The sequence below is a fragment of the Lysinibacillus zambalensis genome (assembly GCF_040183165.1).
Lineage (GTDB): Bacteria > Bacillota > Bacilli > Bacillales_A > Planococcaceae > Lysinibacillus > Lysinibacillus zambalensis.
In genome coordinates, this window is the sequence record NZ_JBEGDG010000009.1 from 127579 (window position 1) to 152623 (window position 25045).

The 25045-nt window shown below is 39.6% G+C and carries 25 protein-coding genes and 2 other annotated features; all 25 genes read left to right on the forward strand.

The features are described 5' to 3' along the window. Positions 1 to 88 precede the first annotated feature (88 nt). The 25 genes from ABNX05_RS13625 (at position 89) to rpoB (ending at position 24920) form a co-directional block, all read left to right on the forward strand. Positions 89 to 394, forward strand: a complete 306-nt coding sequence (locus tag ABNX05_RS13625; RefSeq protein WP_197142567.1) for a DUF4870 domain-containing protein — start codon at positions 89 to 91, stop codon at positions 392 to 394. A 203-nt stretch (positions 395 to 597) separates the two neighbouring features. Beyond that, positions 598 to 1068, forward strand: a complete 471-nt coding sequence (locus ABNX05_RS13630; RefSeq protein ID WP_349660245.1) for a CtsR family transcriptional regulator — start codon at positions 598 to 600, stop codon at positions 1066 to 1068. 14 nt (positions 1069 to 1082) lie between these two features. After that, positions 1083 to 1631, forward strand: a complete 549-nt coding sequence (locus ABNX05_RS13635) for a UvrB/UvrC motif-containing protein (RefSeq protein ID WP_349660246.1) — start codon at positions 1083 to 1085, stop codon at positions 1629 to 1631. Then, positions 1628 to 2737, forward strand: coding sequence for a protein-arginine kinase McsB (gene mcsB, locus ABNX05_RS13640; RefSeq protein WP_349660247.1), 1110 nt, complete (start codon positions 1628 to 1630; stop codon positions 2735 to 2737). Before ABNX05_RS13635 ends, mcsB begins: the two co-directional genes overlap by 4 nt. Continuing rightward, positions 2727 to 5171 (forward strand): ATP-dependent Clp protease ATP-binding subunit, encoded by a 2445-nt coding sequence (locus ABNX05_RS13645; RefSeq protein ID WP_349660248.1) that lies wholly within the window; start codon positions 2727 to 2729, stop codon positions 5169 to 5171. Before mcsB ends, ABNX05_RS13645 begins: the two co-directional genes overlap by 11 nt. Positions 5172 to 5576: 405 nt before the next feature. Beyond that, positions 5577 to 6953: a DNA repair protein RadA gene (gene radA / locus ABNX05_RS13650; protein WP_349660249.1), complete on the forward strand. Its 1377-nt coding sequence runs from the start codon at positions 5577 to 5579 to the stop codon at positions 6951 to 6953. Between the two features lie 342 nt (positions 6954 to 7295). Continuing rightward, a complete protein-coding gene (locus ABNX05_RS13655; RefSeq protein ID WP_079562391.1) occupies positions 7296 to 8381 on the forward strand; it encodes a PIN/TRAM domain-containing protein in 1086 nt (361 codons plus the stop codon). A 12-nt stretch (positions 8382 to 8393) separates the two neighbouring features. Continuing rightward, entirely contained in the window at positions 8394 to 9086 is a 693-nt protein-coding gene (gene ispD / locus ABNX05_RS13660; protein WP_079562453.1) for a 2-C-methyl-D-erythritol 4-phosphate cytidylyltransferase, read from the forward strand. Positions 9087 to 9359: 273 nt separating this feature from the next. Further along, on the forward strand, positions 9360 to 9836 hold the full coding sequence (gene ispF, locus ABNX05_RS13665) for a 2-C-methyl-D-erythritol 2,4-cyclodiphosphate synthase (RefSeq protein WP_349660250.1): 477 nt from the start codon (positions 9360 to 9362) through the stop codon (positions 9834 to 9836). Positions 9837 to 9927: 91 nt separating this feature from the next. Further along, a complete protein-coding gene (gltX, locus tag ABNX05_RS13670) occupies positions 9928 to 11388 on the forward strand; it encodes a glutamate--tRNA ligase (RefSeq protein ID WP_349660251.1) in 1461 nt (486 codons plus the stop codon). A 50-nt stretch (positions 11389 to 11438) separates the two neighbouring features. After that, positions 11439 to 11656 (forward strand) — a binding site (T-box leader). Positions 11657 to 11819: 163 nt separating this feature from the next. After that, positions 11820 to 12470: a serine O-acetyltransferase EpsC gene (gene epsC / locus ABNX05_RS13675; protein ID WP_079562388.1), complete on the forward strand. Its 651-nt coding sequence runs from the start codon at positions 11820 to 11822 to the stop codon at positions 12468 to 12470. After that, positions 12467 to 13867, forward strand: coding sequence for a cysteine--tRNA ligase (gene cysS / locus ABNX05_RS13680; RefSeq protein ID WP_349660252.1), 1401 nt, complete (start codon positions 12467 to 12469; stop codon positions 13865 to 13867). The genes epsC and cysS overlap by 4 nt, the downstream gene beginning before the upstream one ends. Before the next feature lie 5 nt (positions 13868 to 13872). After that, positions 13873 to 14292, forward strand: coding sequence for a Mini-ribonuclease 3 (locus tag ABNX05_RS13685; protein ID WP_349660253.1), 420 nt, complete (start codon positions 13873 to 13875; stop codon positions 14290 to 14292). After that, positions 14292 to 15044, forward strand: a complete 753-nt coding sequence (gene rlmB / locus ABNX05_RS13690) for a 23S rRNA (guanosine(2251)-2'-O)-methyltransferase RlmB (RefSeq protein ID WP_349660254.1) — start codon at positions 14292 to 14294, stop codon at positions 15042 to 15044. The genes ABNX05_RS13685 and rlmB overlap by 1 nt, the downstream gene beginning before the upstream one ends. Before the next feature lie 2 nt (positions 15045 to 15046). Beyond that, positions 15047 to 15559, forward strand: a complete 513-nt coding sequence (locus ABNX05_RS13695) for an NYN domain-containing protein (protein WP_349660255.1) — start codon at positions 15047 to 15049, stop codon at positions 15557 to 15559. Between the two features lie 68 nt (positions 15560 to 15627). After that, on the forward strand, positions 15628 to 16275 hold the full coding sequence (gene sigH / locus ABNX05_RS13700) for an RNA polymerase sporulation sigma factor SigH (protein WP_079562384.1): 648 nt from the start codon (positions 15628 to 15630) through the stop codon (positions 16273 to 16275). A 76-nt stretch (positions 16276 to 16351) separates the two neighbouring features. After that, positions 16352 to 16498: a 50S ribosomal protein L33 gene (gene rpmG / locus ABNX05_RS13705; RefSeq protein ID WP_349660282.1), complete on the forward strand. Its 147-nt coding sequence runs from the start codon at positions 16352 to 16354 to the stop codon at positions 16496 to 16498. 48 nt (positions 16499 to 16546) lie between these two features. After that, entirely contained in the window at positions 16547 to 16732 is a 186-nt protein-coding gene (gene secE, locus ABNX05_RS13710) for a preprotein translocase subunit SecE (protein WP_053596042.1), read from the forward strand. A 510-nt stretch (positions 16733 to 17242) separates the two neighbouring features. Continuing rightward, on the forward strand, positions 17243 to 17776 hold the full coding sequence (gene nusG, locus ABNX05_RS13715; protein ID WP_079562382.1) for a transcription termination/antitermination protein NusG: 534 nt from the start codon (positions 17243 to 17245) through the stop codon (positions 17774 to 17776). Between the two features lie 227 nt (positions 17777 to 18003). Continuing rightward, complete coding sequence (gene rplK, locus ABNX05_RS13720) at positions 18004 to 18429, forward strand: 50S ribosomal protein L11 (protein WP_004233593.1); 426 nt, start codon at positions 18004 to 18006, stop codon at positions 18427 to 18429. Positions 18430 to 18547: 118 nt separating this feature from the next. Continuing rightward, positions 18548 to 19246 carry a 50S ribosomal protein L1 gene (rplA, locus tag ABNX05_RS13725; RefSeq protein WP_349660256.1) on the forward strand — a complete coding sequence of 233 codons (699 nt, stop codon included), beginning with the start codon at positions 18548 to 18550 and terminating at the stop codon, positions 19244 to 19246. A gap of 61 nt (positions 19247 to 19307) precedes the next feature. Further along, positions 19308 to 19455, forward strand: a sequence feature (ribosomal protein L10 leader region). Positions 19456 to 19487: 32 nt separating this feature from the next. After that, positions 19488 to 19988, forward strand: coding sequence for a 50S ribosomal protein L10 (gene rplJ / locus ABNX05_RS13730; protein ID WP_197142537.1), 501 nt, complete (start codon positions 19488 to 19490; stop codon positions 19986 to 19988). A 72-nt stretch (positions 19989 to 20060) separates the two neighbouring features. Beyond that, a complete protein-coding gene (gene rplL, locus ABNX05_RS13735) occupies positions 20061 to 20423 on the forward strand; it encodes a 50S ribosomal protein L7/L12 (protein WP_079562379.1) in 363 nt (120 codons plus the stop codon). A gap of 77 nt (positions 20424 to 20500) precedes the next feature. After that, positions 20501 to 21103, forward strand: coding sequence for a class I SAM-dependent methyltransferase (locus ABNX05_RS13740; protein ID WP_349660257.1), 603 nt, complete (start codon positions 20501 to 20503; stop codon positions 21101 to 21103). A gap of 241 nt (positions 21104 to 21344) precedes the next feature. Further along, a complete protein-coding gene (rpoB, locus tag ABNX05_RS13745; protein ID WP_349660258.1) occupies positions 21345 to 24920 on the forward strand; it encodes a DNA-directed RNA polymerase subunit beta in 3576 nt (1191 codons plus the stop codon). Positions 24921 to 25045: the final 125 nt, after the last annotated feature.

A 25045-nucleotide genomic window follows, 5' to 3' on the forward strand; every position in this document is an offset into this window, starting at 1 on the left:
ATCCAATTTAAAATTGAAACTATTTAAGGTGTATTTCCGTAAAAAATAGTACATAAAATAAAAAAATTATATGGAAGGGTTGATATAAATGGAAACTAAATGGTCTAAGGTAATCATACACGCAAGTGCATTTTTTGCGCCATGGTTAGTACCTATTATATTTTTCTTAATTAGTTCGGAGGAAGAGGTAAAGAGCATTTCTGTGCAAGCCTTGCTGTTCCAAGTAGTGATGATAGTTTTACTTACAATTTCGGGTATTTTTAGCTTCCTACTCATTGGTATACCGTTCTTAATTGTTTTTGGGATTATGTATTTTATCGCGCCAATTATCGGTATTGTGAAGGCTTTATCTGATGAGTCTTGGCGCTATCCAATTGTTGGTCGCTGGGTATAATTTTTATAGACGCAAGTATATGCTAGTTGCATATGCTTGCGTTTTTTCTTTTGCCAATAAGGGTATCTTATAGCTAAAGCACTCGGCGGATTTTTTTTCTGTGTGCGAAATAATTGCAATTATTTTCAAGCGTTTTGTATAATATACTCAAAGAAAGTCAAAGATAGTCAAAGTCAGTGTAGTAAGCGAGGTGTATTCCTAAAATGCGTAATATATCAGACATCATAGAAGGCTACTTAAAGCAAGTACTTGAATTAGGTGGAGAAGGGCATATTGAAATAAAACGTAGTGAAATTGCAGATAAATTTCAGTGCGTGCCCTCACAAATAAATTATGTAATTAATACAAGATTTACCGCCGAACGAGGTTACCTTGTTGAAAGCAAACGTGGTGGTGGTGGATACATTCGAATTTTACGTGTCCGCGCGAATTCACAAATTGATCTAATCGATGATGTCCTCAGGCAAATTGAAGGTGGGGCATCGCAAATAATGGCAGAAGATTTAGTTTATCGACTAATTGATGAGCAGGTAATTTCAAGGCGAGAAGCGAACATAATATTAGCAGCAGTTGATCGCTCAACTATTGATTTGCAACTCCCGTTACGGGATCATATTCGAGCAAAAATTTTACGAGCGATGCTAACAACGATTAAATATGAACAGCAAAAATAAAAGAGGTGATGGAAATGATTTGCGAACATTGTAAGCAGCGTAATGCGACGGTTACTGTAACACAAGTTCAAAGTGGTCAAAAGGTGGAGCACCATTATTGTGACGTCTGCGCCTCGCAGTTCCATCCATTTCATGCTGAATTTAAGCAAGAGCCAGTATCTATTCAACAGCTATTATCCAATTGGTTTGGCTCACCTACATGGCAGCAACAAAAAGTGGGTGAAAAGCAGCAAGCACCACCGCAACCGCAAACATGTCCACAATGTGGATTTACGTATAAACGGTTTTTAAAAGAAGGTAAATTTGGATGCCCTAGCTGCTATGATACCTTTAGTGAGCACTTACCGAAGCTCTTTAATCGTATACAGGCTGGACCTCAACATATAGGGAAAATGCCCGGCGCTCGAAGCAATGTTTATGTCATCAAAAAGCAAATTGAGGATATTCGTAAACGTATGAAGATGGCTGTAGATAAAGAACATTTTGAAGAGGCAGCAAAGCTTCGTGATGAAGTGAAGGAACTTGAGAAACAGGTACAATTTGAAGGTGGTGATGTGTCGTGATGATTGAATCGTTTTTAGAGCGTGCTACACCAACATGGATGAGTGTGGAGGACGATTATTCAGATATTGTCATTAGTACACGCATCCGCCTTGCTCGAAATTTAGATGGATATCGTTTTCCGTTAGCCTTTACAGAGGATGAAGCATTACATGTAGAACAGGCAGTTACACATGCAATAAAGGACAGTACAGAACTTCAAGAAAATTTTTCATATTTTGCTATTAAGGATTTAACACTTTTACAACGTCAAATACTTGTAGAAAAACATTTAATTAGTCCTCAGCTTGCAAAAAAAGAGCAAGTTGGTTCCATGCTCTTATCGGATGACGAATCAATTAGCATTATGGTGAACGAAGAAGACCATTTACGCATTCAATGTATGACAGCGAGTTTTCAACTTCAAAAGGCATACGAGCAGGCCAATAAAATTGATCGTACCTTAGAGAAAGCTCTGCCTTATGCATTCCGAGATACATTTGGTTATTTAACAAGTTGCCCAACAAATATTGGTACTGGTTTACGAGCATCTGTCATGATGCACCTGCCAGCCCTTACACTTACGGGTCAGATGAATCAAATCATTAATGCAATGACACGATTAGGAATGACGGTAAGAGGAATATATGGGGAAGGTAGCGAAAATACAGGTAATGTTTACCAAGTGTCAAATCAGATTACACTAGGAAAAACAGAGGATGACATTTTAGCGGACATCCAAAGTGTTGCTGAAAAAATAATTCAAAAAGAACGACATGCAAGAGGCAAGTTAATGGAAAAAGCAGAGCTTGCCCTAGAAGATCGTGTGTACCGTGCTTTAGGTACGTTAACATATGCTCGGGTTTTAACGAGTGAGGAAGCTGCTACCTGTCTATCCAATGTTCGTTTAGGAGTAGATTTACAGTTAATTGAAGGTATTAAAGCGACCAAATTAAACGAATGTGTAGTCAGTATGCAACCTGGTTTTTTACAGAATTATGCAGGCGACGTTTTGCCGCCTGCTGAGCGAGATCGCGTACGAGCTGAAATGCTTCGTGAGGCACTATCTCAAGAAAGTATGAGTAAGCCTATTATTCGGGGAAAAGGAGAGGATTCATTTGATGTTTAATCGTTTTACACAACGCGCGCAAAAAGTATTACAGCTTGCACAAGAAGAGGCGATTCGTTGGAAGCACGAATCAATTGGAACAGAGCATATTCTATTAGGGCTTATCCGCGAAGGTGGCGGTATTGCTGCAAAAGCATTAGAAGCCATTGATATTAGCCCTCAAATGATTGAAGCGGGTATTGAAGAGCTTGTAGGGAAGGGTAAAGAGGATGTTGGCCCAATTGTCCACTACACACCTCGAGCTAAAAAAGTAATAGAGCTATCAGTCGATGAATCACGTAAATTAGGCCATTCCTATATTGGAACAGAGCATTTACTATTGGCGCTTATTCGTGAAGGTGAAGGGATCGCGGCTCGTGTATTAAATAACGCTGGTGTCGGATTGAATAAGGCTCGTCAGCAAGTACTATTGTTATTAGGCAATAATGACAATGCTCAATCTGGTCAACAAGCTGCACAGGCTGCCAATACACCTACATTAGATAGCCTTGCGCGTGATTTAACACAAATTGCTCGTGAAGGTACTCTAGATCCGGTTATTGGTCGAAGCAAGGAGATTACACGTGTTATCGAGGTACTCTCTCGCCGTACAAAAAATAACCCTGTATTGATTGGTGAGCCAGGTGTCGGTAAAACAGCTATCGCTGAAGGCTTAGCACAGCAAATTATTAATAATGAAGTGCCAGAAATTCTTCGTGATAAACGTGTCATGACACTTGATATGGGGACGGTTGTTGCTGGAACAAAATATCGCGGTGAATTTGAAGATCGCTTGAAAAAAGTGATGGATGAAATTCGCCAAGCTGGTAATGTCATTTTATTTATCGATGAATTGCACACATTAATCGGGGCTGGTGGTGCAGAAGGTGCCATCGATGCATCAAATATTTTAAAACCATCTTTAGCACGTGGTGAGCTTCAATGTATTGGTGCAACAACACTAGATGAGTATCGCAAATATATTGAGAAAGATGCGGCATTAGAGCGCCGTTTCCAACCAATTCAAGTTGATGAGCCAACTGTAGAAGAGGCGATTCAAATTATTCAAGGCTTACGTGATCGTTATGAAGCACATCACCGTGTGAAAATCACAGATGAAGCTATTGAAGCGGCAGCAAAAATGAGTGACCGATATATTTCGGATCGTTTCTTACCAGATAAGGCGATTGATTTGATTGATGAAGCAGGCTCTAAAGTACGCTTACGTTCATTCGCGGTGCCACCAAACTTAAAAGCGCTTGAAGATAAGCTGGAAAATGTACGCTCTGAAAAGAATGCAGCTGTCTCAGGCCAAGAGTTTGAAAAGGCAGCATCATTAAGAGATACAGAGCAAAAGCTAAAAGATGAAATTGAAACTACGAGAAAAAATTGGAAGGAAGAGCAAGGTAAAGCCGAATCAAAAGTTACAGTGGATGATGTAGCGGCGGTAGTATCTATGTGGACTGGAATTCCAGTATCTAAAATTGCTTCCGAGGAATCTTCTAAGTTATTACAACTTGAAGAAGAGTTACACAAACGTGTTGTAGGTCAAGGAGAAGCGGTAGAGGCAATTTCTCGCGCAATTCGTCGTGCAAGAGCTGGCTTGAAAGATCCGAAACGACCAATTGGTTCATTTATTTTCTTAGGCCCTACAGGGGTTGGTAAAACAGAGCTGGCTAGGGCATTAGCTGAAGTTATGTTTGGTGATGAGGACGCAATGATTCGCGTTGATATGTCTGAGTACATGGAAAAACATTCGACTTCACGTTTAGTTGGTTCACCTCCAGGCTATGTAGGCTTTGATGATGGCGGTCAACTAACTGAAAAGGTTCGCCGTAAACCATATTCTGTAGTATTACTAGATGAAATTGAGAAGGCTCATCCAGATGTTTTCAATATTTTACTTCAAGTACTAGAAGATGGCCGTTTAACAGACTCTAAAGGTCGAGTGGTGGATTTCCGCAACACAGTTGTTATTATGACATCAAACGTTGGTGCGGATGCTTTAAAATATCAGAAAAACCTTGGCTTCAATGTCGGTGGTACGGATACGAAGTATAAAGATATGAAGGGTACGATGCTGGAGGAACTGAAAAAAGCATTCCGCCCAGAATTCTTAAACCGTATCGACGAAATGATCGTCTTCCACTCACTAGAAAAAGAACATTTAAAAGAAATCGTAGCGATGATGGCGAATTCTTTAACAAAACGTCTAAAAGAGCAAGACATTTCGTTAGAGTTAACGGATTCGGCTCTTGAAAAAATTGCAGAGGAAGGCTACGACCCTCAATATGGTGCTCGCCCACTACGTCGTTCATTACAAAAACAAGTAGAAGACCGTTTATCGGAAGAACTGCTGAAAGGTAATGTAGAGAAGGGTGACCAAGTGATCATTGATTATGTGAATGATGAGTTTGTTGTGAAGAAAAAAGAGGAAGTTTCTACTTCTAAATAATTCATATCATACGAACGGATATAATTGCACACTCATGCAGGGTAAACAAGGACAGCGAGGCTATAGTGCCAAGCTGTCCTTTTTTATCTTCATTCACATTCATCTCCCATCTCGGAAGGTGTGAGATGAATATGGATGCGATTCCTTTTTAGAGGGTATCCAAAATCTACTGAAATAGAGTAACTCAGTCTAAGGATGCCGCGTCCTGTGGCAATTTTGTCTGTGCGAAAACGGCTAACTGACCTGCATCGGTATACACGCCACGTCCTGTGGCACTACTGAAATGACCGACATCGTGTCGGCCCTCGTGCAGGACTGAGCTCAATTAAAAATCCGGATGCAATTACGCCAAGGCGAAATTGATGTACAATAAACATAAGAACAAATATTCGAGGTGGATGCAATTTGGCAAAGAAAAAAACAAAATTTGTATGCTCAGGCTGTGGTTATGAATCTGCAAAATGGATGGGAAGATGTCCAGGATGTGGGGAATGGAATAAGATGGTTGAAGAGGTGGAAGTCGTTGCAAAAGGGCCACGCGGTGCATTCCAACACTCTGCTACGGTTACCCAAAAGGCACTTCCTATTATGCAAATTGAAGCTGCTGAGGAATCACGCGTTGCAACAGAAATGGGTGAGCTTAACCGAGTATTAGGGGGAGGCATCGTACCAGGTTCTCTTGTGTTGATTGGGGGAGATCCTGGGATTGGGAAGTCGACATTATTATTACAAGTATCTGCGTTGCTTTCAAATAAGGGGCATCGTGTGCTCTATATTTCTGGTGAGGAATCCATCCGTCAAACAAAGCTGCGTGCAGAACGTTTAGGGGTAATCTCACAGGAGCTTTATATATATTCTGAAACAAATTTGGAGCTATTAAATCAGACGATTGATGATGTGAAGCCAAAGTTTGTTATTGTCGATTCTATTCAAACTGTTTTTCATCCAGAGGTAACGAGTGCGCCTGGTAGTGTATCACAAGTACGTGAATGTACTGCAGAACTTATGCGAATAGCAAAAACAAAAGGAATTGCCATATTTTTAGTCGGACATGTAACAAAAGAGGGGCAAATTGCAGGACCACGTATTTTGGAGCATATGGTTGATACGGTATTGTATTTTGAAGGAGAACGACATCATAATCACCGTATTTTACGCAGCCAAAAAAACCGCTTTGGTTCTACGAATGAAATTGCTATCTTTGAAATGCTTCAGGGGGGCTTAAAGGAAGTGTTAAACCCGTCTGAGTTGTTCTTACAGGAGCGTTCGCAGGGGGCGGCAGGGTCAACAATCGTAGCCTCAATGGAAGGTACACGGCCAATTTTAGTTGAAATTCAGTCGCTTGTAACACCAACAAGCTTTAATTATCCGAAACGAATGGCAACAGGTGTCGATCAAAATCGTGTGCAATTACTTATGGCCGTCCTTGAAAAGAGAATGGGCCTCATGCTGCAGGCGCAGGATGCATATATTAAAGTTGCTGGCGGCGTGAAGCTTGATGAGCCTGCCATTGATTTAGCTGTATTGACAAGTATTGTTTCGAGTTTTAAGGATCAAGCTGTTAGGGCAACGGATTGCTTTATTGGAGAAGTAGGTTTGACTGGTGAGGTGCGTCGTGTATCTCGTATTGAACAACGTGTGATTGAGGCAGCAAAGCTCGGGTTTAAACGCGCCTTCATACCAGCTTCAAATATCGGTGGTTGGGATTTTCCTCAAGGTATTGAGATAGTTGGTGTAGAAACGATAAAAGATGCATTGAATGCTTGCTTTAGAGAGCTATAAAATAGTTTGTGCATGTTGGACAATGTTCTGACATGCACTTTTAACTTCTTTTTCGCAATTGAACACCAGGGTGTTGGATTTTTTAATTCATAGATAGAAGGTAGGAAACTCAAAGAGGCGTATTGGCGTCTATGATAATGTCTGTGAAAATGCTTGTTTAATGCAGAGTGGATGCCAAGGGGCATTTCTGATTTTAGTGTGAAAAATTTTTAGTCATTGATTTTCAGTAGACTCGGGATGATCGGAAAATGGATGAAATTACCGATGCATTGATAGGGTCATAAAAGATTTTCTGCAGTAAACTATGTATAATTATATATTAAAAATGGGAGGTGACAGTTTGTGAAAAAATTTGTTCAAATTGCTTTTTTACTGATTGGAGGAGCATTAGGCCTTGTTTTCTTACCGCCATTATACGAATTGCTTCATTTATCATCTAATCCTTGGCTTGATAACCCTTACGTATCAGTAGCTTTAGGAGCGCTATTGCTATTTACATTATCATTTGCCTTTTCGGATTATTTTGTACGGCTTATTAGCTGGATGGAAGAGGTGCTATTTAAAGTGCCGGTTGGTGACTTATTCTTTGGTACACTCGGCCTTATTATCGGACTAATCGTTGCTTATTTCTTAGGTTTTGCAATCGATAGTATTGATTTACCTATTATTACAAAGGTTTTACCAATTATACTGTCATTTATGCTTGGATATTTAGGGTTCCGTGTTGGCTTTAAAAAGCGAGATGAATTAATCCAGCTATTTACTTTGCGAGGTAACACTACAAAGAAAAAATTAGCGGAAGGTGTAGAGCCTCAAGAAGTACGAGGAAGCTATAAACTGTTAGATACTAGTGTAATTATTGATGGTCGAATTGCAGATATTTCGGAAACAGGCTTTATAGAAGGTACACTAGTTGTACCCCAATTTGTTCTTACTGAGCTCCAGCATATTGCTGATTCTTCGGATACGTTAAAGCGTACAAGAGGTCGCCGCGGCTTAGATATTTTGAAAAAATTACAAGATGAGCGTATGACGAATGTTGAGATTACTGAAGAGGACTTTGAGGATGTTCAAGAGGTTGACTTAAAGCTAGTGCGCCTTGCGAAGAAAAGGGGTTACGATACACAAATTGTGACGAACGACTTTAACCTTAACAAAGTTTGTGAGCTACACCACGTTAAAGTGCTAAACATCAATGATTTAGCAAATGCAGTCAAACCTGTTGTAATTCCAGGTGAGGATATGCAAGTGATGGTCATTAAAGATGGGAAAGAGCATAATCAAGGGGTTGCTTATTTAGATGATGGCACAATGATCGTTGTTGAAGGTGGACGTAGTTATATAGGACAGGCAATTACAGTAACCGTAACAAGTGTTCTTCAAACATCAGCAGGTCGAATGATTTTTGCTAAACCAAAGGATGACTAGGAAGTGGGAAATGTGCAATATGAAGTAGTATTGCCTGCTGCGGGAAGCGGAAAGCGAATGGGTGCAGGGCAAAATAAGTTATTTTTAAATCTTTTAGAAAAACCGATCCTCGTACACACGCTAGAGGTATTTGAACAGGATAGTCAGTGTACAGGTATTTGGCTTGCGGTAAAGCCTGAAGAGCGTGTGTTTATTCAGGACATGCTAGAGAGGTATGGAATTACTAAAGTTAAAGGTTTACCTGATGGTGGTGCAGAGCGACAGCATTCAGTCCATTCTTGCATGAAAGAAATGAAGCAGGTCGATATTGTGCTTGTGCATGATGCTGCGCGTCCATTTATTACTCACGACATTATAGCGAATCTTGTGCGAAGTGCGCATGACTTTGGCGCTGCGATTGCGGGTGTTCGTGCGAAGGATACGATGAAAAAAGTACGTGATGGTGTAATTGAAGAGACGATTGATCGAGAAAGCTTATGGATGATTCAAACTCCTCAAGCATTTCAATTTGATTTGATTGTAGAGGCAGAGGATGTCGCTGAGAAGGTGGGCTTCCTTGGTACCGATGAAGCAATGCTTGTTGAACGTCTTGGACATGAGGTGCATATTGTAGAAAGTAGCTACGAAAATGTAAAGATGACGACACAAGAGGATTTAGTTTTTGGTGAAGCGATTTTGCGTAAACGTGCTTTGAAAACATTATGAAAGCATACAAAAATCTCATTAGCAGTGGATGCTGATGAGATTTTATTTTTTAATTGAACTTTAGTCTAGAGTAAGGTTTACTGTTAACTCAATTTCCTAGGAAATATGTTAAAATATGAGGGTATAATATAGAGTAAATATAAAAGTGAAGGAAGGTGAATGAGACTGCCTTATAAGCTGAATAGAAGCTTTTTAAGTCTGCATATTTCTTGAAGTAAATGAGCTTCGATTGGTGGATTTTTTATTTATCTTATTAGACAGTTTCAAAATCATATGTTTCGAGTGGGACAAGGTTTTGACGTGCATGCATTTGAAGAAGGGCGTCCATTAATTATTGGTGGTATAACAATTCCTCATGAAAAAGGGTTAGTAGGGCATTCGGATGCAGATGTTTTATTACACACTGTAACAGATGCAGCGTTAGGGGCTATTGGTGAGGGCGATATCGGTCGTCATTTCCCAGACACCGATCCTGCGTTCAAAGATGCTGATTCAGCGAAATTATTAGAGCATATTTGGAAGATTGTTGAGGATAAAGGCTATGTTTTAGGTAATGTGGATTGTACGATTATGGCACAGCGTCCGAAAATGGCACCGTATATTGGACAAATGCAAAATCGTATTGCTGAATTGCTTCATGCAGAGCCTTCTCAAGTGAATGTTAAAGCAACAACAACTGAGCGTTTAGGTTTTACAGGTCGCGAGGAAGGGATTGCAGCGATGGCGACAATCCTATTGATGAAGAAATAAAAGCGGGTTCACAGTGCTTTTATTTCCTGTAACAGAGTGGTAAAATGAACAAAGTCAATTTTTTGAACGAAAATTTAGGAGGCTTTTAATTATGGCGAAAGAAGTTCGTGTTCGATACGCGCCATCCCCTACTGGTTTCTTACATATCGGTGGAGCGCGTACAGCGTTATTTAACTATTTATATGCAAAACATCATAACGGTAAATTCATCGTACGTATTGAGGATACAGATGTTGAGCGTAATGTAGAGGGCGGAGAAGCATCTCAGCTAGATAACTTAAAATGGTTAGGTATGGAATATGATGAGTCAATCGATATTGGTGGACCGTATGCACCTTATCGTCAAATGGAGCGTCTTGATATTTATAAAGAGCACGCTGAAAAGCTACTAGAGCAAGGTTTAGCTTACAAATGCTTCTGTTCTTCAGAGAAATTAGAAGCGTCTCGTGAAGAACAAAAAGCACGAGGTGTAGCAGCTCCGACTTATGATGGAACTTGCCGTCATTTATCAGCAGAGGAAGTTGCAGCTAAAGAAGCTGCTGGTGAACAATATACAATTCGTATGCGCGTACCTGAAAATGTAACATATGAATTTGAAGATTTAGTACGTGGACAAGTAACATTTGAGTCTAAAGATATTGGTGACTGGGTACTTGTTAAAGCAAACGGAATCCCAACGTATAACTATGCGGTAGTGCTAGATGATCACTTTATGGAAATTTCACACGTATTCCGTGGTGAAGAGCATTTATCGAATACACCAAAACAAATGATGATTTTTGATGCATTCGGCTGGGAATATCCAAGCTATGGTCATATGACATTAATTATTAATGAAAACCGTAAAAAATTATCAAAACGTGATGAGTCAATTATTCAATTCGTAACACAATATAAAGATTTAGGTTACCTACCTGAAGCAATGTTTAACTTCTTCGCATTACTTGGCTGGTCTCCTGAAGGGGAAGAAGAGATTTTCTCAAAAGAAGAATTTATTAAAATCTTTGATGAAAAACGTCTTTCAAAATCACCATCTATGTTCGATAAACAAAAGCTTACTTGGATGAATAACCAATACATTAAAAAATTATCTTTAGAAGAAGTAGTGGCTTTATCTTTACCACACTTACAAAAAGCTGGTTTATTACCAGAAGAATTAACAGAAGAAGAACGTGCATGGGCTACAGATTTAATCGCACTTTATCATGATCAAATGAGCTTTGGTGCTGAAATTGTAGAACTATCTCGCCTATTCTTTAACGATCATATTGAATATGATGAAGAAGCAAAAGCAGTTTTAGAAGGTGAACAGGTACCTGAGGTAATGACTGCATTTAAAGCACAGCTTGAAAGTTTAGAGGAATTTACGCCTGATACTGTTAAAGCGGCTATTAAAGCTGTTCAAAAAGAAACTGGACACAAAGGTAAAAATCTATTTATGCCAATTCGCGTCGTAACGACGGGTGAAATGCATGGTCCAGAACTTCCGAACGCAATTTGCTTAATTGGCAAACAGAAAACAATTGATCGTGTAGAAAAATTTGCGCAATAAGTAGAAATTGATTGACAATTTATTAGTTCGTTGTAAAATGTATTTACATTGAAAAAGCGTTGATAAGGAGAAGTAAGTGGCGCATGCTCTAAAGAGAGGACCATCACCGGCTGAAAGTGGTCTGAGCCTAGGCAAAACTGAAATGCACCTTTGAGCATGAAGCTGAAAAAAAGTAGGCTTTATCGATTCGTTCCCGTTACAGAACGTCCAGAGTGGAAGGCATTCGCCTTCAATCAGAGTGGAACCGCGCAAATTTAGCGTCTCTGTCATTCCTTTTTTGGGATGATAGGGGCGCTTTTTTATTTTCTAGACGACATAGACTTAAAGTGGGGGATGTGCCAAAACTCACTCGGCTAACTCTGGGGTGAATCAACGTCAGTTATAGTATTTCAAAGGATCAAGGCAGATCAAAATGAAAAGGGGGAGCTTTTGTGTTTAAAAGAATGAAGGAAGATGTAGAAACAATTTTTGAGAATGACCCAGCAGCGCGTAGTGTATTCGAAGTGATATTAACATACTCGGGCCTGCACGCTACTTGGGCACATCGAGTTGCCCATTGGTTCTTTAAAAAGCGTTTTTATTTTATAGCCCGTACCATTTCACAAATTAGTCGCTTCTTTACTGGAATTGAAATTCACCCTGGAGCGAAAATCGGTCGACGTTTCTTTATTGACCATGGGATGGGTGTTGTCATTGGTGAAACATGTGAGATTGGTGATAATGTAACGTTGTATCAAGGTGTAACTTTGGGTGGTACAGGAAAAGAAAAGGGGAAACGCCATCCGACATTAGAGGATAATGTACTAGTTGCAACAGGTGCAAAAGTGTTAGGTTCTATTACAATTGGTGAAAATAGTAAAATTGGTGCAGGCTCAGTTGTCTTAAAAGAAGTGCCGCCAAATGCTACGGTTGTCGGTATTCCTGGTAAAATAGTGATTAAGGATGGAGTCCGTCTAGAGAAAAAACTAGATCATCAAAATATTCCTGACCCTGTAGAAGAACGTTGTCAAGCTTTCGAGAAGCAGATTGCAGCAATGAATCAGGAAATCGAACGCTTACAAAAGGAGAGAGAAATACAATGAGTATTCAAATTTTCAACTCATTAACACGACAAAAGGAAACTTTCGTACCGCTGGAGGAAGGCAAAGTAAAAATGTACGTTTGCGGTCCGACAGTATATAACTACATTCACATTGGGAATTCACGTCCTGTTATTGTTTACGATACAGTGCGTCGCTATTTCCAATACAAAGGTTACGATGTGAAATTTGTTTCAAATTTCACAGATGTTGACGACAAAATTATTAAGGCTGCTAATGAACTTGGAGAAGAGGTTCATGAATTAACGGAACGCTTTATTGCTGCATACTTTGAAGATATTACGGCGTTAGGCTGCAAGAAAGCAGATGTACATCCACGCGTAACAGAGCATATGGATGATATCATTCAATTCATTCAAGTATTAATCGATAAAGGCTACGCTTATGAGTCAGCTGGTGATGTTTATTACCGCACTCGTAAATTTAATGGTTACGGTAAATTATCTCACCAAGCGGTGGATGATTTAAAAATCGGTGCTCGTATAGAAGCGGGTGAGAAAAAAGATGATGCGTTAGATTTCGCTCTATGGAAAGCTGCGAAGCCAGGCGAAATTTACTGGGAAAGTCCGTGGGGCAAAGGACGTCCAGGTTGGCATATTGAATGCTCAGTAATGGCGCGTGAGCATTTAGGAGATACTATGGATATTCATGCTGGTGGGCAAGATTTAACATTCCCGCATCATGAAAATGAAATTGCACAATCTGAAGCTCATAATGATAAAACATTTGCGCGTTATTGGATGCACAATGGGTATATTAATATAGATAATGAAAAGATGTCCAAATCTCTTGGCAATTTTATACTCGTAAATGATATTCGTAAACAAATTAACCCGCAAATTTTACGATTCTTTATGCTTTCGGTGCATTATCGTCATCCGATTAACTTTGCGAAGGATTTAGTAGATGCAGCTGCAAATGGTTTAGAACGAATTCTTACTGCCTACAACAATGTCAAACACCGTTTAACAGCAACAGCAAGCTTAGGTGATTGCTCAGAAGAATGGCTTGAAAAAATTGCTGAACAAAAAGCTCATTTTGAAGAAGCGATGGATGATGATTTTAATACAGCCAACGCCATTTCTGTATTATTTGAATTAGCGCGAATCGCAAATATTTATTTAAACGAAACGAATACTGATGAAAAAGTATTATTGCGTTTTACTGAAACTTTTGAGGTGTTAGGTGACGTCTTAGGTATTGAATTTGCAAAAGAAGAAGAGTTGTTAGACGAAGAAATTGATGCTCTTTTACAGGAGCGTATAGAAGCTCGTAAAAATCGTGATTTTGCCCGTTCAGATGAAATTCGTGACCATTTGCAAGCACAAGGTATCATTTTAGAAGATACGCGACAAGGAACTAGATGGAAACGAGGGTAAGTAATTTGGGTAAACTCCGCAACGAAGATGTTAAGCAATTGAATGCATTAGCGTTAGCCTATATGGGGGACGCAGTTTTAGAACAAAAGGTACGAGAGCATCTGCTACGTGCCGGTCGCGTCAAACCTAACACACTTCATAGGGAAGCGACACATTACGTATCAGCGAAAGCACAATCTACGATTGTACATCGAATGATGGATGAAGGTTTTTTAACAGAGGAGGAGTTGGCTGTGTTCCGTCGTGGACGCAATGCCAAATCCGGCTCTGTGCCGAAAAATACAGATGTTCAAACATACCGTAATAGCTCCGGTTTTGAGGCGGTGCTGGGTAGTTTATTTTTATTAAATGAATTAGAACGCGTTTATGCAATCATTGCATACGCTATTCAAATAATCGAGGAATCGAAAGGAGTGTCAAATTAATGGCAGAGCAAAATGGAGAAATGATTGCCGGTAAAAACCCAGTGTTAGAAGCGCTTCGTTCAGGCCGCGATATGAATAAAGTATGGATTGCAGAAGGTGTGAAAAAATCAGGGGTTAACGAACTTCTAGATTTGGCACGTGAACGTGGTGTCATTGTTCAATTTGTCCCGAAGAAAAAGGTTGATCAATTATCAGATGCCAATCACCAAGGAATTGTTGCCTCTGTTGCGGCATATCAATATGCAGAGCTAGAGGATTTATTTGCGGCTGCGGCAAAAAAACAAGAAGACCCATTTTTCTTAATTTTAGATGAGCTAGAGGATCCGCATAATCTAGGCTCTATTATGCGAACTGCTGATGCGATAGGCGCGCATGGTATTATTATTCCGAAACGTCGTTCTGTGAGTTTGACAGCCGTAGTGGCAAAGGCATCAACTGGAGCAATTGAGCATGTACCTGTCGTGCGTGTTAATAATTTAGCGCAAACGGTAGATGAGCTAAAAGAACGAGGGGTATGGATTGCAGGGACAGATGCCAAGGGTTCTGCAGACTATCGTAAAATGGATGCAACATTGCCGCTTGCGATTATTATTGGTAGTGAAGGCAAAGGAATGGGCCGCTTATTAAAAGAGAAATGTGACTTTTTATATCATTTACCGATGATTGGACATGTCACATCACTAAATGCATCGGTAGCTGCTGCACTTTTAATGTACGAAGTGTATCGTAAACGTCAAGAAGCGAATGATTGACAATGAAAACTATTTTGCTTGTTGACGGCTATAATATGATAGGAGCTTGGAAAGAGCTACGACCATTACGTGATACAAATTTTGAAGATGCCCGTAAGAGATTGGTTGAGCTTATGGCTGAGTATAAGGCAGCTATGGGGTGGCGCGTAATTATAGTTTTTGACGCACATCTTGTACCGGGTGTGGAGCAAACTTATTTAGAAAACGATGTCGAAATCATTTATACACGGAAAAATGAAACAGCAGATGAACGTATTGAAAAAATGACACACGAACTAAAAGCTAGAAATGTACAGATTCACGTAGCAACCTCCGATATGGCAGAGCAAAACGTTATTTTTGGTAACGGTGCTCTGCGAAAATCGGCAAGAGAGCTAGAAATTGATATGGGTATTATCCAACATAAAATTTCTCATGAGGTGAAACAAAAACATGATAGCAAACCGCCATCCCGCATGGAGCTTAAGCCGGATGTTGCTTTGGCCTTTGAAAAATGGCGGCGTGGTTTGAAATGATTGATTGACTCATATTTTCCAATTCCGTTATACTGTTTCTAATTATCTGTTGTGGCTGAGGTGATACCATGTTTAAAAATAGTATTGTACAAGTGACACAAGATTTTGAACGATTCAATGATGAAGAACTTATTGAAATGGTGCATCAAGGTAATACAGATGCGTTGGATTATTTAATTACGAAATACCGTTTGTTAGTAAGAGCAAAGGCTAGATCTTATTTTTTAATTGGTGCAGATAAGGAAGACATTGTGCAAGAGGGCATGATTGGTTTATATAAAGCCATTCGCGATTTTAAGGGAGATAAGCTTGCTTCTTTTCGAGCTTTTGCTGAGCTATGTATTACAAGGCAGATTATTACGGCTATTAAAACAGCTACGAGACAAAAGCATATTCCACTTAACTCATATGTTTCTCTGGACAAGCCTATTTTTGACGAAGAGTCAGATCGTACTTTAATGGATGTATTAACGGGTGCTATTATGGATGATCCGGAAGAGTTAATGATTCATAGAGAAGAGTTTGGCTACTTAGAAGAGAAGATGGGTGAGATTTTAAGTGAACTAGAACTACAAGTGTTAGCTCTTTACTTAGATGGTCAGTCTTATCATGAAATTTCTGCGAAACTAAATCGTCATGTGAAGTCTATTGACAATGCTTTACAACGAGTAAAGCGTAAATTAGAGCGACATTTAGTTCTCGAAGAAATGTCTTAGCAGTTGTATGCCTTTGTTGACATTGACAAATATAGGTGTTAGTCTTGAAAAGACAAAGTGCCGAAAAGGTGATTATATGGCAAAAAAAGTCGTTCTAAATTGCGAAAAATGCGGATCGAGAAATTATACGTTTCCAGCTAAGGAAGATTCAATTGTACGCCTCGAATTAAAGAAATTTTGCTCGCATTGCAATGAACATACAGTGCATAAACAAACGCTATAAAATAATTTGTAAATAGACAGATATGATTGATTCGGAGGTTAGGCTAGAATGGGCAAGATTAAAGGCTTTTTCAGCAATGTAATGTCGGAAATGCGCAAAACAAGCTGGCCAAAAAGTAAAGAACTGACGAAATATACAGTCGTTGTAATTTCAACTGTTGTAATTATGGCTTTATTTTTTGTGTTAGTAGACTTAGGTATTTCATCATTATTCCGCTGGTACTTAGAGTTATAATTTAGTAAATAGCATGTTAATACTTCTGAAATAGCCCGTCATTACAATAAACGGGTTTTTTCGTTTGTTTCGTTTGTTGTATGAAGTGATCAGCAGTAAAATATTCTTAATATGATAAGTATGCTACTCGGGATAGTATGAGGGTAGCGATAGATGACTATGCTAGATTTGGTATATATCATCAGGCTTTCGCTAGCTATTAGCGAAAGCTATGTTTTTCTAATAGCAGTTTGTGAAAAGAGTAAAGAATGCACTTAGCATATCCAATTCTTTTCACTTTTATCATCATTCAGTAGAAGATTCCTGCTTCTAAAAGTGGTAGGTTGAATGCAAATGCAGTTCCTTTTTGGTAGGTGTCCAAACACCGATTGAATGAAGATAAAGCCGCTGGCATATGTCACGGATTTTGAAAGGGACTAATTGTGCGAACACAATACAAAATCCAGACACAATTACGCCAAGGTGTAATTGATTTAGTAAGGGAGGGACGGACGAGGAGTCCTAGTAGTTATGGAGAAAAATTGGTATGTTGTTCATACGTATTCAGGGTATGAAAACCGTGTAAAAGCAAACCTAGAGAAACGTGTAGAAACGATGGGTATGCAAGATAAGATTTTCCGTGTTATTGTGCCTGAACACGAAGAAACGGAATTGAAGGATGGGAAAAAGCGTACAATGATGCGTAAAGTTTTCCCTGGTTATGTTTTAGTAGAGCTTATTATGACAGATGATTCATGGTATGTTGTGCGTAATACGCCAGGCGTAACTGGCTTTATCGGTTCATCTGGCGGTGGTGCGAAGCCAACACCATTATTACCTGAAGAAGCGGACCGTCTACTACAACAAATGGGCATGACTGACAAAGTTGTCGAGATTGATATTTCTGTTGGAGAAGCGGTAGAAGTATTAGAAGGGCCTTTCGCACACTTCCAAGGACGTGTTGAAGAAATTGATACTGAAAAAGGAAAAGTGAAGGTTTCTGTAGACATGTTTGGTCGCGAAACAATTATGGAACTTGATTTTGAGCAAATACAAAAAATGTAGTTTTAGCAACTAAAGTGCCATATGTCTGATGAGTATGTCACAGAATTTGTTATTTACTACTTGCTTAAAAAAAATAAAAGTGGTATCATTTCAAAGGTCAGACTGTCATACTTTGCTTTGACGTCTGTAATGATAATTTTAATGTTATCGGCACTTAGCTGACAGACAGATATTGAGTGGGAGGGGCAACCCAATTACCACATCACGGACTTAAGGAGGTGTGTCTCGTGGCTAAAAAAGTTATTAAAGTTGTTAAACTTCAAATCCCTGCTGGTAAAGCAAATCCAGCTCCACCGGTTGGTCCTGCATTAGGTCAAGCGGGTGTGAACATCATGGGATTCTGTAAAGAATTCAACGCGCGTACTGCTGATCAAGCTGGTCTTATTATTCCAGTTGAAATTTCAGTATTCGAGGACCGTTCATTCACTTTCATTACGAAAACTCCACCTGCAGCAGTTCTACTTAAAGTAGCAGCTGGTATCCAATCTGGATCAGGTGAACCAAACCGTAAAAAAGTTGCAACGGTTAAACGTGATAAAGTTCGCGAAATCGCTGAAACTAAAATGCCAGACCTTAACGCTGCTTCAGTTGAAGCTGCAATGTTAATGGTTGAAGGTACTGCACGAAGCATGGGTATTGTTATCGAAGACTAATCCCATTACTTGATGATGTATTTGTTTTTGGAAGGTTGCGGAGTTTCTTTGTGAACGCGCAACCTTTATTCGTGGGAGGTAAAATCCGCTATAACCACAATCAAGGAGGAATTATATAATGGCTAAAAAAGGTAAAAAACTGCAAGATGCAGCAAAATTAATCGACCGTAACGCAGTATACGGCGCACAAGAAGCAATCGAACTTGCTCAAAAAACTAGCTCAGTGAACTTCGACGCTACTGTAGAAGTTGCTTTCCGTCTAGGAATCGATACTCGTAAAAACGACCAACAAATCCGTGGTGCGGTAGTGTTACCAAACGGTACTGGTAAAACTCAACGTGTATTAGTATTCGCTAAAGGTGAAAAACTTAAAGAAGCTGAAGCAGCTGGTGCTGACTACGTAGGCGATGCAGAATACATCCAAAAAATCCAACAAGGTTGGTTCGATTTCGATGTAATCGTTGCAACTCCTGACATGATGGGTGAAGTTGGTAAACTTGGTCGTGTATTAGGACCTAAAGGTTTAATGCCAAACCCTAAAACTGGTACAGTTACTTTCGATGTAACTAAAGCGATCGAAGAAATTAAAGCTGGTAAAGTAGAATACCGTGCTGATAAAGCTGGTATTATCCACGCTCCTATCGGTAAAGTTTCTTTCTCTGCAGAAAAATTAGTAGAAAACTTCTTAACTGTATTTGATGTAGTACAAAAAGCAAAACCTGCTGCTGCTAAAGGTACTTACATGAAATCTGTAAACGTTACAACTACAATGGGCCCAGCTATTAAAGTTGACGCTTCAAGCGTAGTAGTAAAATAATTAGTTTTTTTATATAAATCTGTTGACGGCTCTGTCTATCTGTGATATGATGGATGCTGTTGTGAATCATCCATTTGTACCGTAGACAGTAGGAGTGACTTGTCACTTAATGATCCTACCGAGGACATCGGAATTCGGATTCTTATTTTAAAGATGATGACTTTCAGCCTCTGTGTCTATTTTGACCCAGAGGCTTTTCTTTTGTCGGTATAAATGACCCATTCTAATAGGAGGTGTCATCATGAGCAAAGCAATCGAAAACAAACAAGTACAAGTTCAAGAGATTACAGAGAAATTCCAAAATGCTGCTTCTGTAGTAGTTGTGGATTACCGTGGTCTTAACGTTTCACAAGTGACTGAGCTTCGTAAACAACTTCGTGAAGCTGGCGTTGAGTTCAAAGTTTACAAAAACACTTTAACTCGTCGTGCGACTGAAGCTGTTGGCCTTGAAGGAATCAATGACGTATTAGTTGGTCCTAACGCAATTGCGTTCTCTAATGAAGATGTTGTAGCTCCTGCTAAAATCATCAACGAGTTCGCTAAGAAAAATGAAGCTTTAGAAATTAAAGCAGGTATTATTGAAGGTACAATCTCTTCTGTTGAAGATGTTAAAGCACTTGCAGAACTTCCATCACGCGAAGGTCTTCTTTCTATGCTTTTATCTGTACTTCAAGCTCCAGTGCGTAACTTCGCACTTGCAACAAAAGCTGTTGCAGAACAAAAAGAAGAACAAGGCGCGTAATTTCATACGCACTATAACTTCTGCGGCCTAACCCGCAACAAAAAAACATTATCCAATTAGGAGGAAATTATAATGAATAAAGAGCAAATCTTAGAAGCTATCAAAGCTATGACAGTTCTTGAATTAAACGATTTAGTAAAAGCTATCGAAGAAGAATTCGGTGTAACAGCTGCTGCTCCTGTAGCAGTAGTAGGTGGTGCTGCTGCTGGCGCTGCTGAAGAAAAAACTGAGTTTGACGTAGTACTAGCATCTGCTGGTGGCGAAAAAATCAAAGTAATCAAAGCAGTTCGTGAAATCACTGGTTTAGGTCTTAAAGAAGCTAAAGAAGTAGTAGATAACGCTCCTAAAGCTCTTAAAGAAGGCGTTTCTAAAGATGAAGCTGAACAAATCAAAGCTAAACTTGAAGAAGTTGGCGCATCTGTAGAAGTTAAGTAATCTCGCGTTACTTTTAAACAAAAGGAAAGCTCGTCATTGCGGCGAGCTTTTTTTCTTCATTATGAGGAGGCGTGAAAATGTCAGATCACTATTATACAAGTAAGCCTCAAACTGAGAGTAAACCTCGTCACTGGACATTCAAATTGTTAGGGCATACGTTTTCCTTCGAAACGGATGCAGGGGTATTTAGTAAAAGCGAAGTAGATTTTGGATCCCGTGTATTAATAGATGCTTTTCAAATGCCTGATATTGATGGTGCAATTTTTGATGTGGGGTGTGGGTATGGACCAATTGGATTATCGATTGCCAAGACAAACCCAGATCGTACCGTTCTTATGATGGATATAAATGAACGTGCAGTTGCACTCTCACAAAAAAATGCGCAAGTAAACGGTGTTCAAAATGTACGGATATTTGTGAGTGACGGACTATCGATGGTTGGCAACGATATAAAAGCTGCAGCTATTTTAACCAATCCTCCAATTCGCGCAGGAAAGGAAACAATTTTCCGTTTTTACGATGGAGCTTATGATAAGTTAGTGTCATCTGGCGAGTTGTGGGTAGTAATACAGAAGAAGCAAGGTGCACCATCAACGGTAAGTTATTTAGAAGAAAAATTTTCTGAAGTCGATGTTGTGGAGAAGAAAAAAGGCTACTGGATAGTGCGTGCAAAAAAATAAATGAAATATGCATAAATTATTGACTTGACAAATCGGCTATGATAATATGGTAAAATGCAAAAATATTATTTTGAGGTCGTATGCCCTTTTGTATATGATTGTTATAATGTGGGTATACTTGCCAAGATAAGTTTAGTTAACCGAAAATGAGATCTTTTTGAAGACTCGTTTTCTTTTTGTCTTTCGAAATCATACACTATTTGTATGATTTTGCAAAGACCTAATATCGCTTTATTGAGGGGTGAATGAGTTGACAGGTCAACTAGTTCAGTATGGACAACACCGCCAGCGTAGAAGCTTTGCGCGTATTAACGAGGTGCTTGAGCTTCCAAATCTGATTGAGATTCAAACGGCGTCTTACGAGTGGTTCCTTGAAGAAGGTCTACGTGAAATGTTCCGTGACATTTCGCCGATCGAGGACTTTACAGGTAATCTTTCATTAGAATTCATTGATTATTCATTAGGAGATCCTAAGTATGAAGTCGATGAGTGTAAAGAGCGAGATGTTACTTACGCAGCTCCATTACGTGTGAAAGTACGTCTTTACAACAAAGAAACAGACGAAGTGAAGGAACAGGATGTCTTCATGGGCGACTTCCCATTAATGACAGAAACAGGTACGTTCATTATCAATGGTGCTGAACGTGTTATCGTTTCACAATTAGTTCGTTCACCAAGTGTGTATTTCCATGATAAAACTGATAAAAACGGTAAGAAAGGTTTCGGAGCAACAGTTATTCCAAACCGTGGTGCATGGTTGGAATATGAAACTGACGCAAAAGATGTAGTTTACGTGCGTATTGATCGTACTCGTAAGCTACCAGTAACGGTGTTACTTCGTGCATTAGGTTTCGGTTCAGACCAAGAAATTATCGATATTATCGGTGACAATGAATTTTTACGTAATACGTTAGAAAAAGATAACTCTGAAAGTACTGAAAAAGCACTTTTAGAAATCTATGAACGTTTACGTCCAGGTGAGCCACCAACAGTTGAAAGTGCGAAGAGTTTATTATACTCTCGTTTCTTTGATGCGAAACGCTATGATTTAGCGAATGTTGGTCGCTACAAAATGAATAAAAAGCTTCATATCAAAAATCGTTTATTTAACCAAACGATTGCTGAAACGCTTGTAGATCCAGAAACAGGCGAAATTTTAGTAGAAAAAGGTACAGTTCTTGACCGTCGTACTTTAGATAAAATCTTACCGTATTTAGAAGATTCATCAAAAGGAATCGGTTTCCGCACTTTATCACAAGTAGGTGGAGTGCTTGAGGATGATGTAACAATCCAATCTATTAAAATTTATGCACCAAAAGATGAAGCGCAAAAAGAAATCAATATTATTAGTAATGCGTACATCGATGAAGAAGTGAAGAATATTACGCCTGCTGACGTATTATCTTCAGTAAGTTATTTCTTCAACTTACTTTACCAAGTAGGGGCAACAGATGATATCGACCACTTAGGTAACCGTCGTCTACGCTCTGTTGGTGAGCTTCTACAAAACCAATTCCGTATCGGTTTATCTCGTATGGAACGTGTAGTACGTGAGCGTATGTCTATTAACGACACAGCGGCAATCGTACCACAGCAATTAATTAATATTCGTCCAGTAATTGCGTCAATTAAAGAGTTCTTTGGTAGCTCTCAATTATCACAATTCATGGACCAAACAAACCCACTGGCAGAGTTAACGCATAAACGTCGTCTATCTGCATTAGGACCTGGTGGTTTAACACGTGAGCGTGCTGGTTTCGAAGTACGTGACGTTCACTATTCTCACTATGGTCGTATGTGTCCAATCGAGACACCAGAGGGTCCAAACATTGGTTTAATCAACTCTTTATCTTCATTTGCCAAAGTAAATAAATTCGGATTCATTGAAACACCTTATCGTCGTATTGACCATGAAACAGGTAAAGTATCGGATCAAATTGATTATTTAACAGCTGATGAAGAAGATAACTACTATGTAGCACAAGCGAACTCACTATTAAATCCTGATGGTACATTTGCTAAAGAAGAAGTAGTAGGCCGTTTCCGTGGGGATAACACAGTATTTAATAAATCGCAAATGGACTACATGGACGTATCACCTAAACAAGTAGTGTCAGCTGCGACTGCATGTATCCCGTTCTTAGAAAACGATGACTCGAACCGTGCACTTATGGGTGCCAACATGCAACGTCAAGCAGTTCCTCTTCTTAACCCAGAAGCACCATTTGTTGGTACTGGTATGGAACACGTTGATGCGCGTGACTCAGGTGCGGCGGTAGTAGCGAAATATGATGGTATTGTTGAGCACGTTGAAGCTCGCTCTATCCATGTTCGCCGTATTGAAGTCGTTGACGGTAAAGAGGTTAAAGGCGATTTAACAAAATATAAATTACAAAAATTCATTCGTTCTAACCAAGGTACTTCATACAACCAACGTCCACTTGTAAAAGTTGGCGAACGCGTGAAACCTCGTGACATTTTAGCAGACGGTCCATCTATGGAAAAAGGCGAACTTGCTCTTGGTCGTAACGTACTTGTTGCGTTCATGACTTGGAACGGCTTTAACTATGAGGATGCTGTTATTATGAGCGAACGCCTTGTAAAAGACGATGTATATACATCTGTTCATATTGAAGAATATGAATCAGAGTCTCGTGATACAAAATTAGGACCTGAAGAAATCACTCGTGATATTCCAAACGTCGGGGAAGATGCACTTCGTAATTTAGATGAACGTGGTATCATTCGCGTTGGTGCGGAAGTACGTGACGGTGACATTCTTGTAGGTAAAGTAACACCTAAAGGGGTTACTGAATTAACAGCTGAAGAACGCTTATTACATGCTATCTTCGGTGAAAAAGCTCGTGAAGTTCGTGATACTTCATTACGCGTACCACATGGTGCTGGCGGTATTATTCTTGATGTAAAAGTATTTAACCGTGAAGATGGCGATGAATTACCACCAGGTGTTAACCAATTAGTTCGTGCTTACATTGTTCAAAAGCGTAAAATTCGCGTAGGGGACAAAATGGCCGGACGTCATGGTAACAAAGGGGTTATCTCTCGTATCTTACCGGAAGAGGATATGCCATTTATGCCAGACGGTACTCCTGTTGATATCATGTTAAACCCACTTGGTGTACCTTCTCGTATGAACATCGGACAAGTTTTAGAATTACACTTAGGTATGGCTTCTCGTTCCCTAGGCATTCATATGGCAACTCCAGTATTCGATGGTGCCAACGAAGAAGATGTTTGGGAAACGATGGAAGAGGCAGGCATGAACCGTGATGGTAAAACAATCCTGTATGATGGACGTTCAGGTGAACCATTTGATAACCGTGTATCAGTAGGGATCATGTACATGATCAAACTTGCTCACATGGTTGATGATAAACTTCACGCACGTTCAACTGGTCCTTACTCACTTGTTACGCAACAGCCACTTGGTGGTAAAGCACAGTTCGGTGGACAACGCTTTGGTGAGATGGAGGTATGGGCACTTGAAGCATACGGTGCTGCTTATACTCTTCAAGAAATCTTAACAGTTAAATCCGATGACGTTGTTGGACGTGTGAAAACATACGAAGCAATCGTTAAAGGTGAAAGTGTACCAGAGCCAGGCGTTCCTGAATCATTCAAAGTATTGATTAAAGAACTTCAATCTCTTGGTATGGATGTGAAAATGTTAACGGTCAATGATGAAGAAGTAGAGCTTCGCGACTTAGACGAAGAAGAAGATCTTCAACCAGCTGATGCACTTAACATTGCACCACAGAAAGATACGGAAGAAGAGCCAGTAGAGTCTTTTGAATAATGGAAAACGTTAATTCACATTATTAGTGAACACGGTCAAAGTTATTTTTCAAATTAGTCGGGCAGGATTTAACGCCCTGTCCGGCTTTTTCTTTTAACTTCTTTCAGCGGAAGTCTCCCACCTCT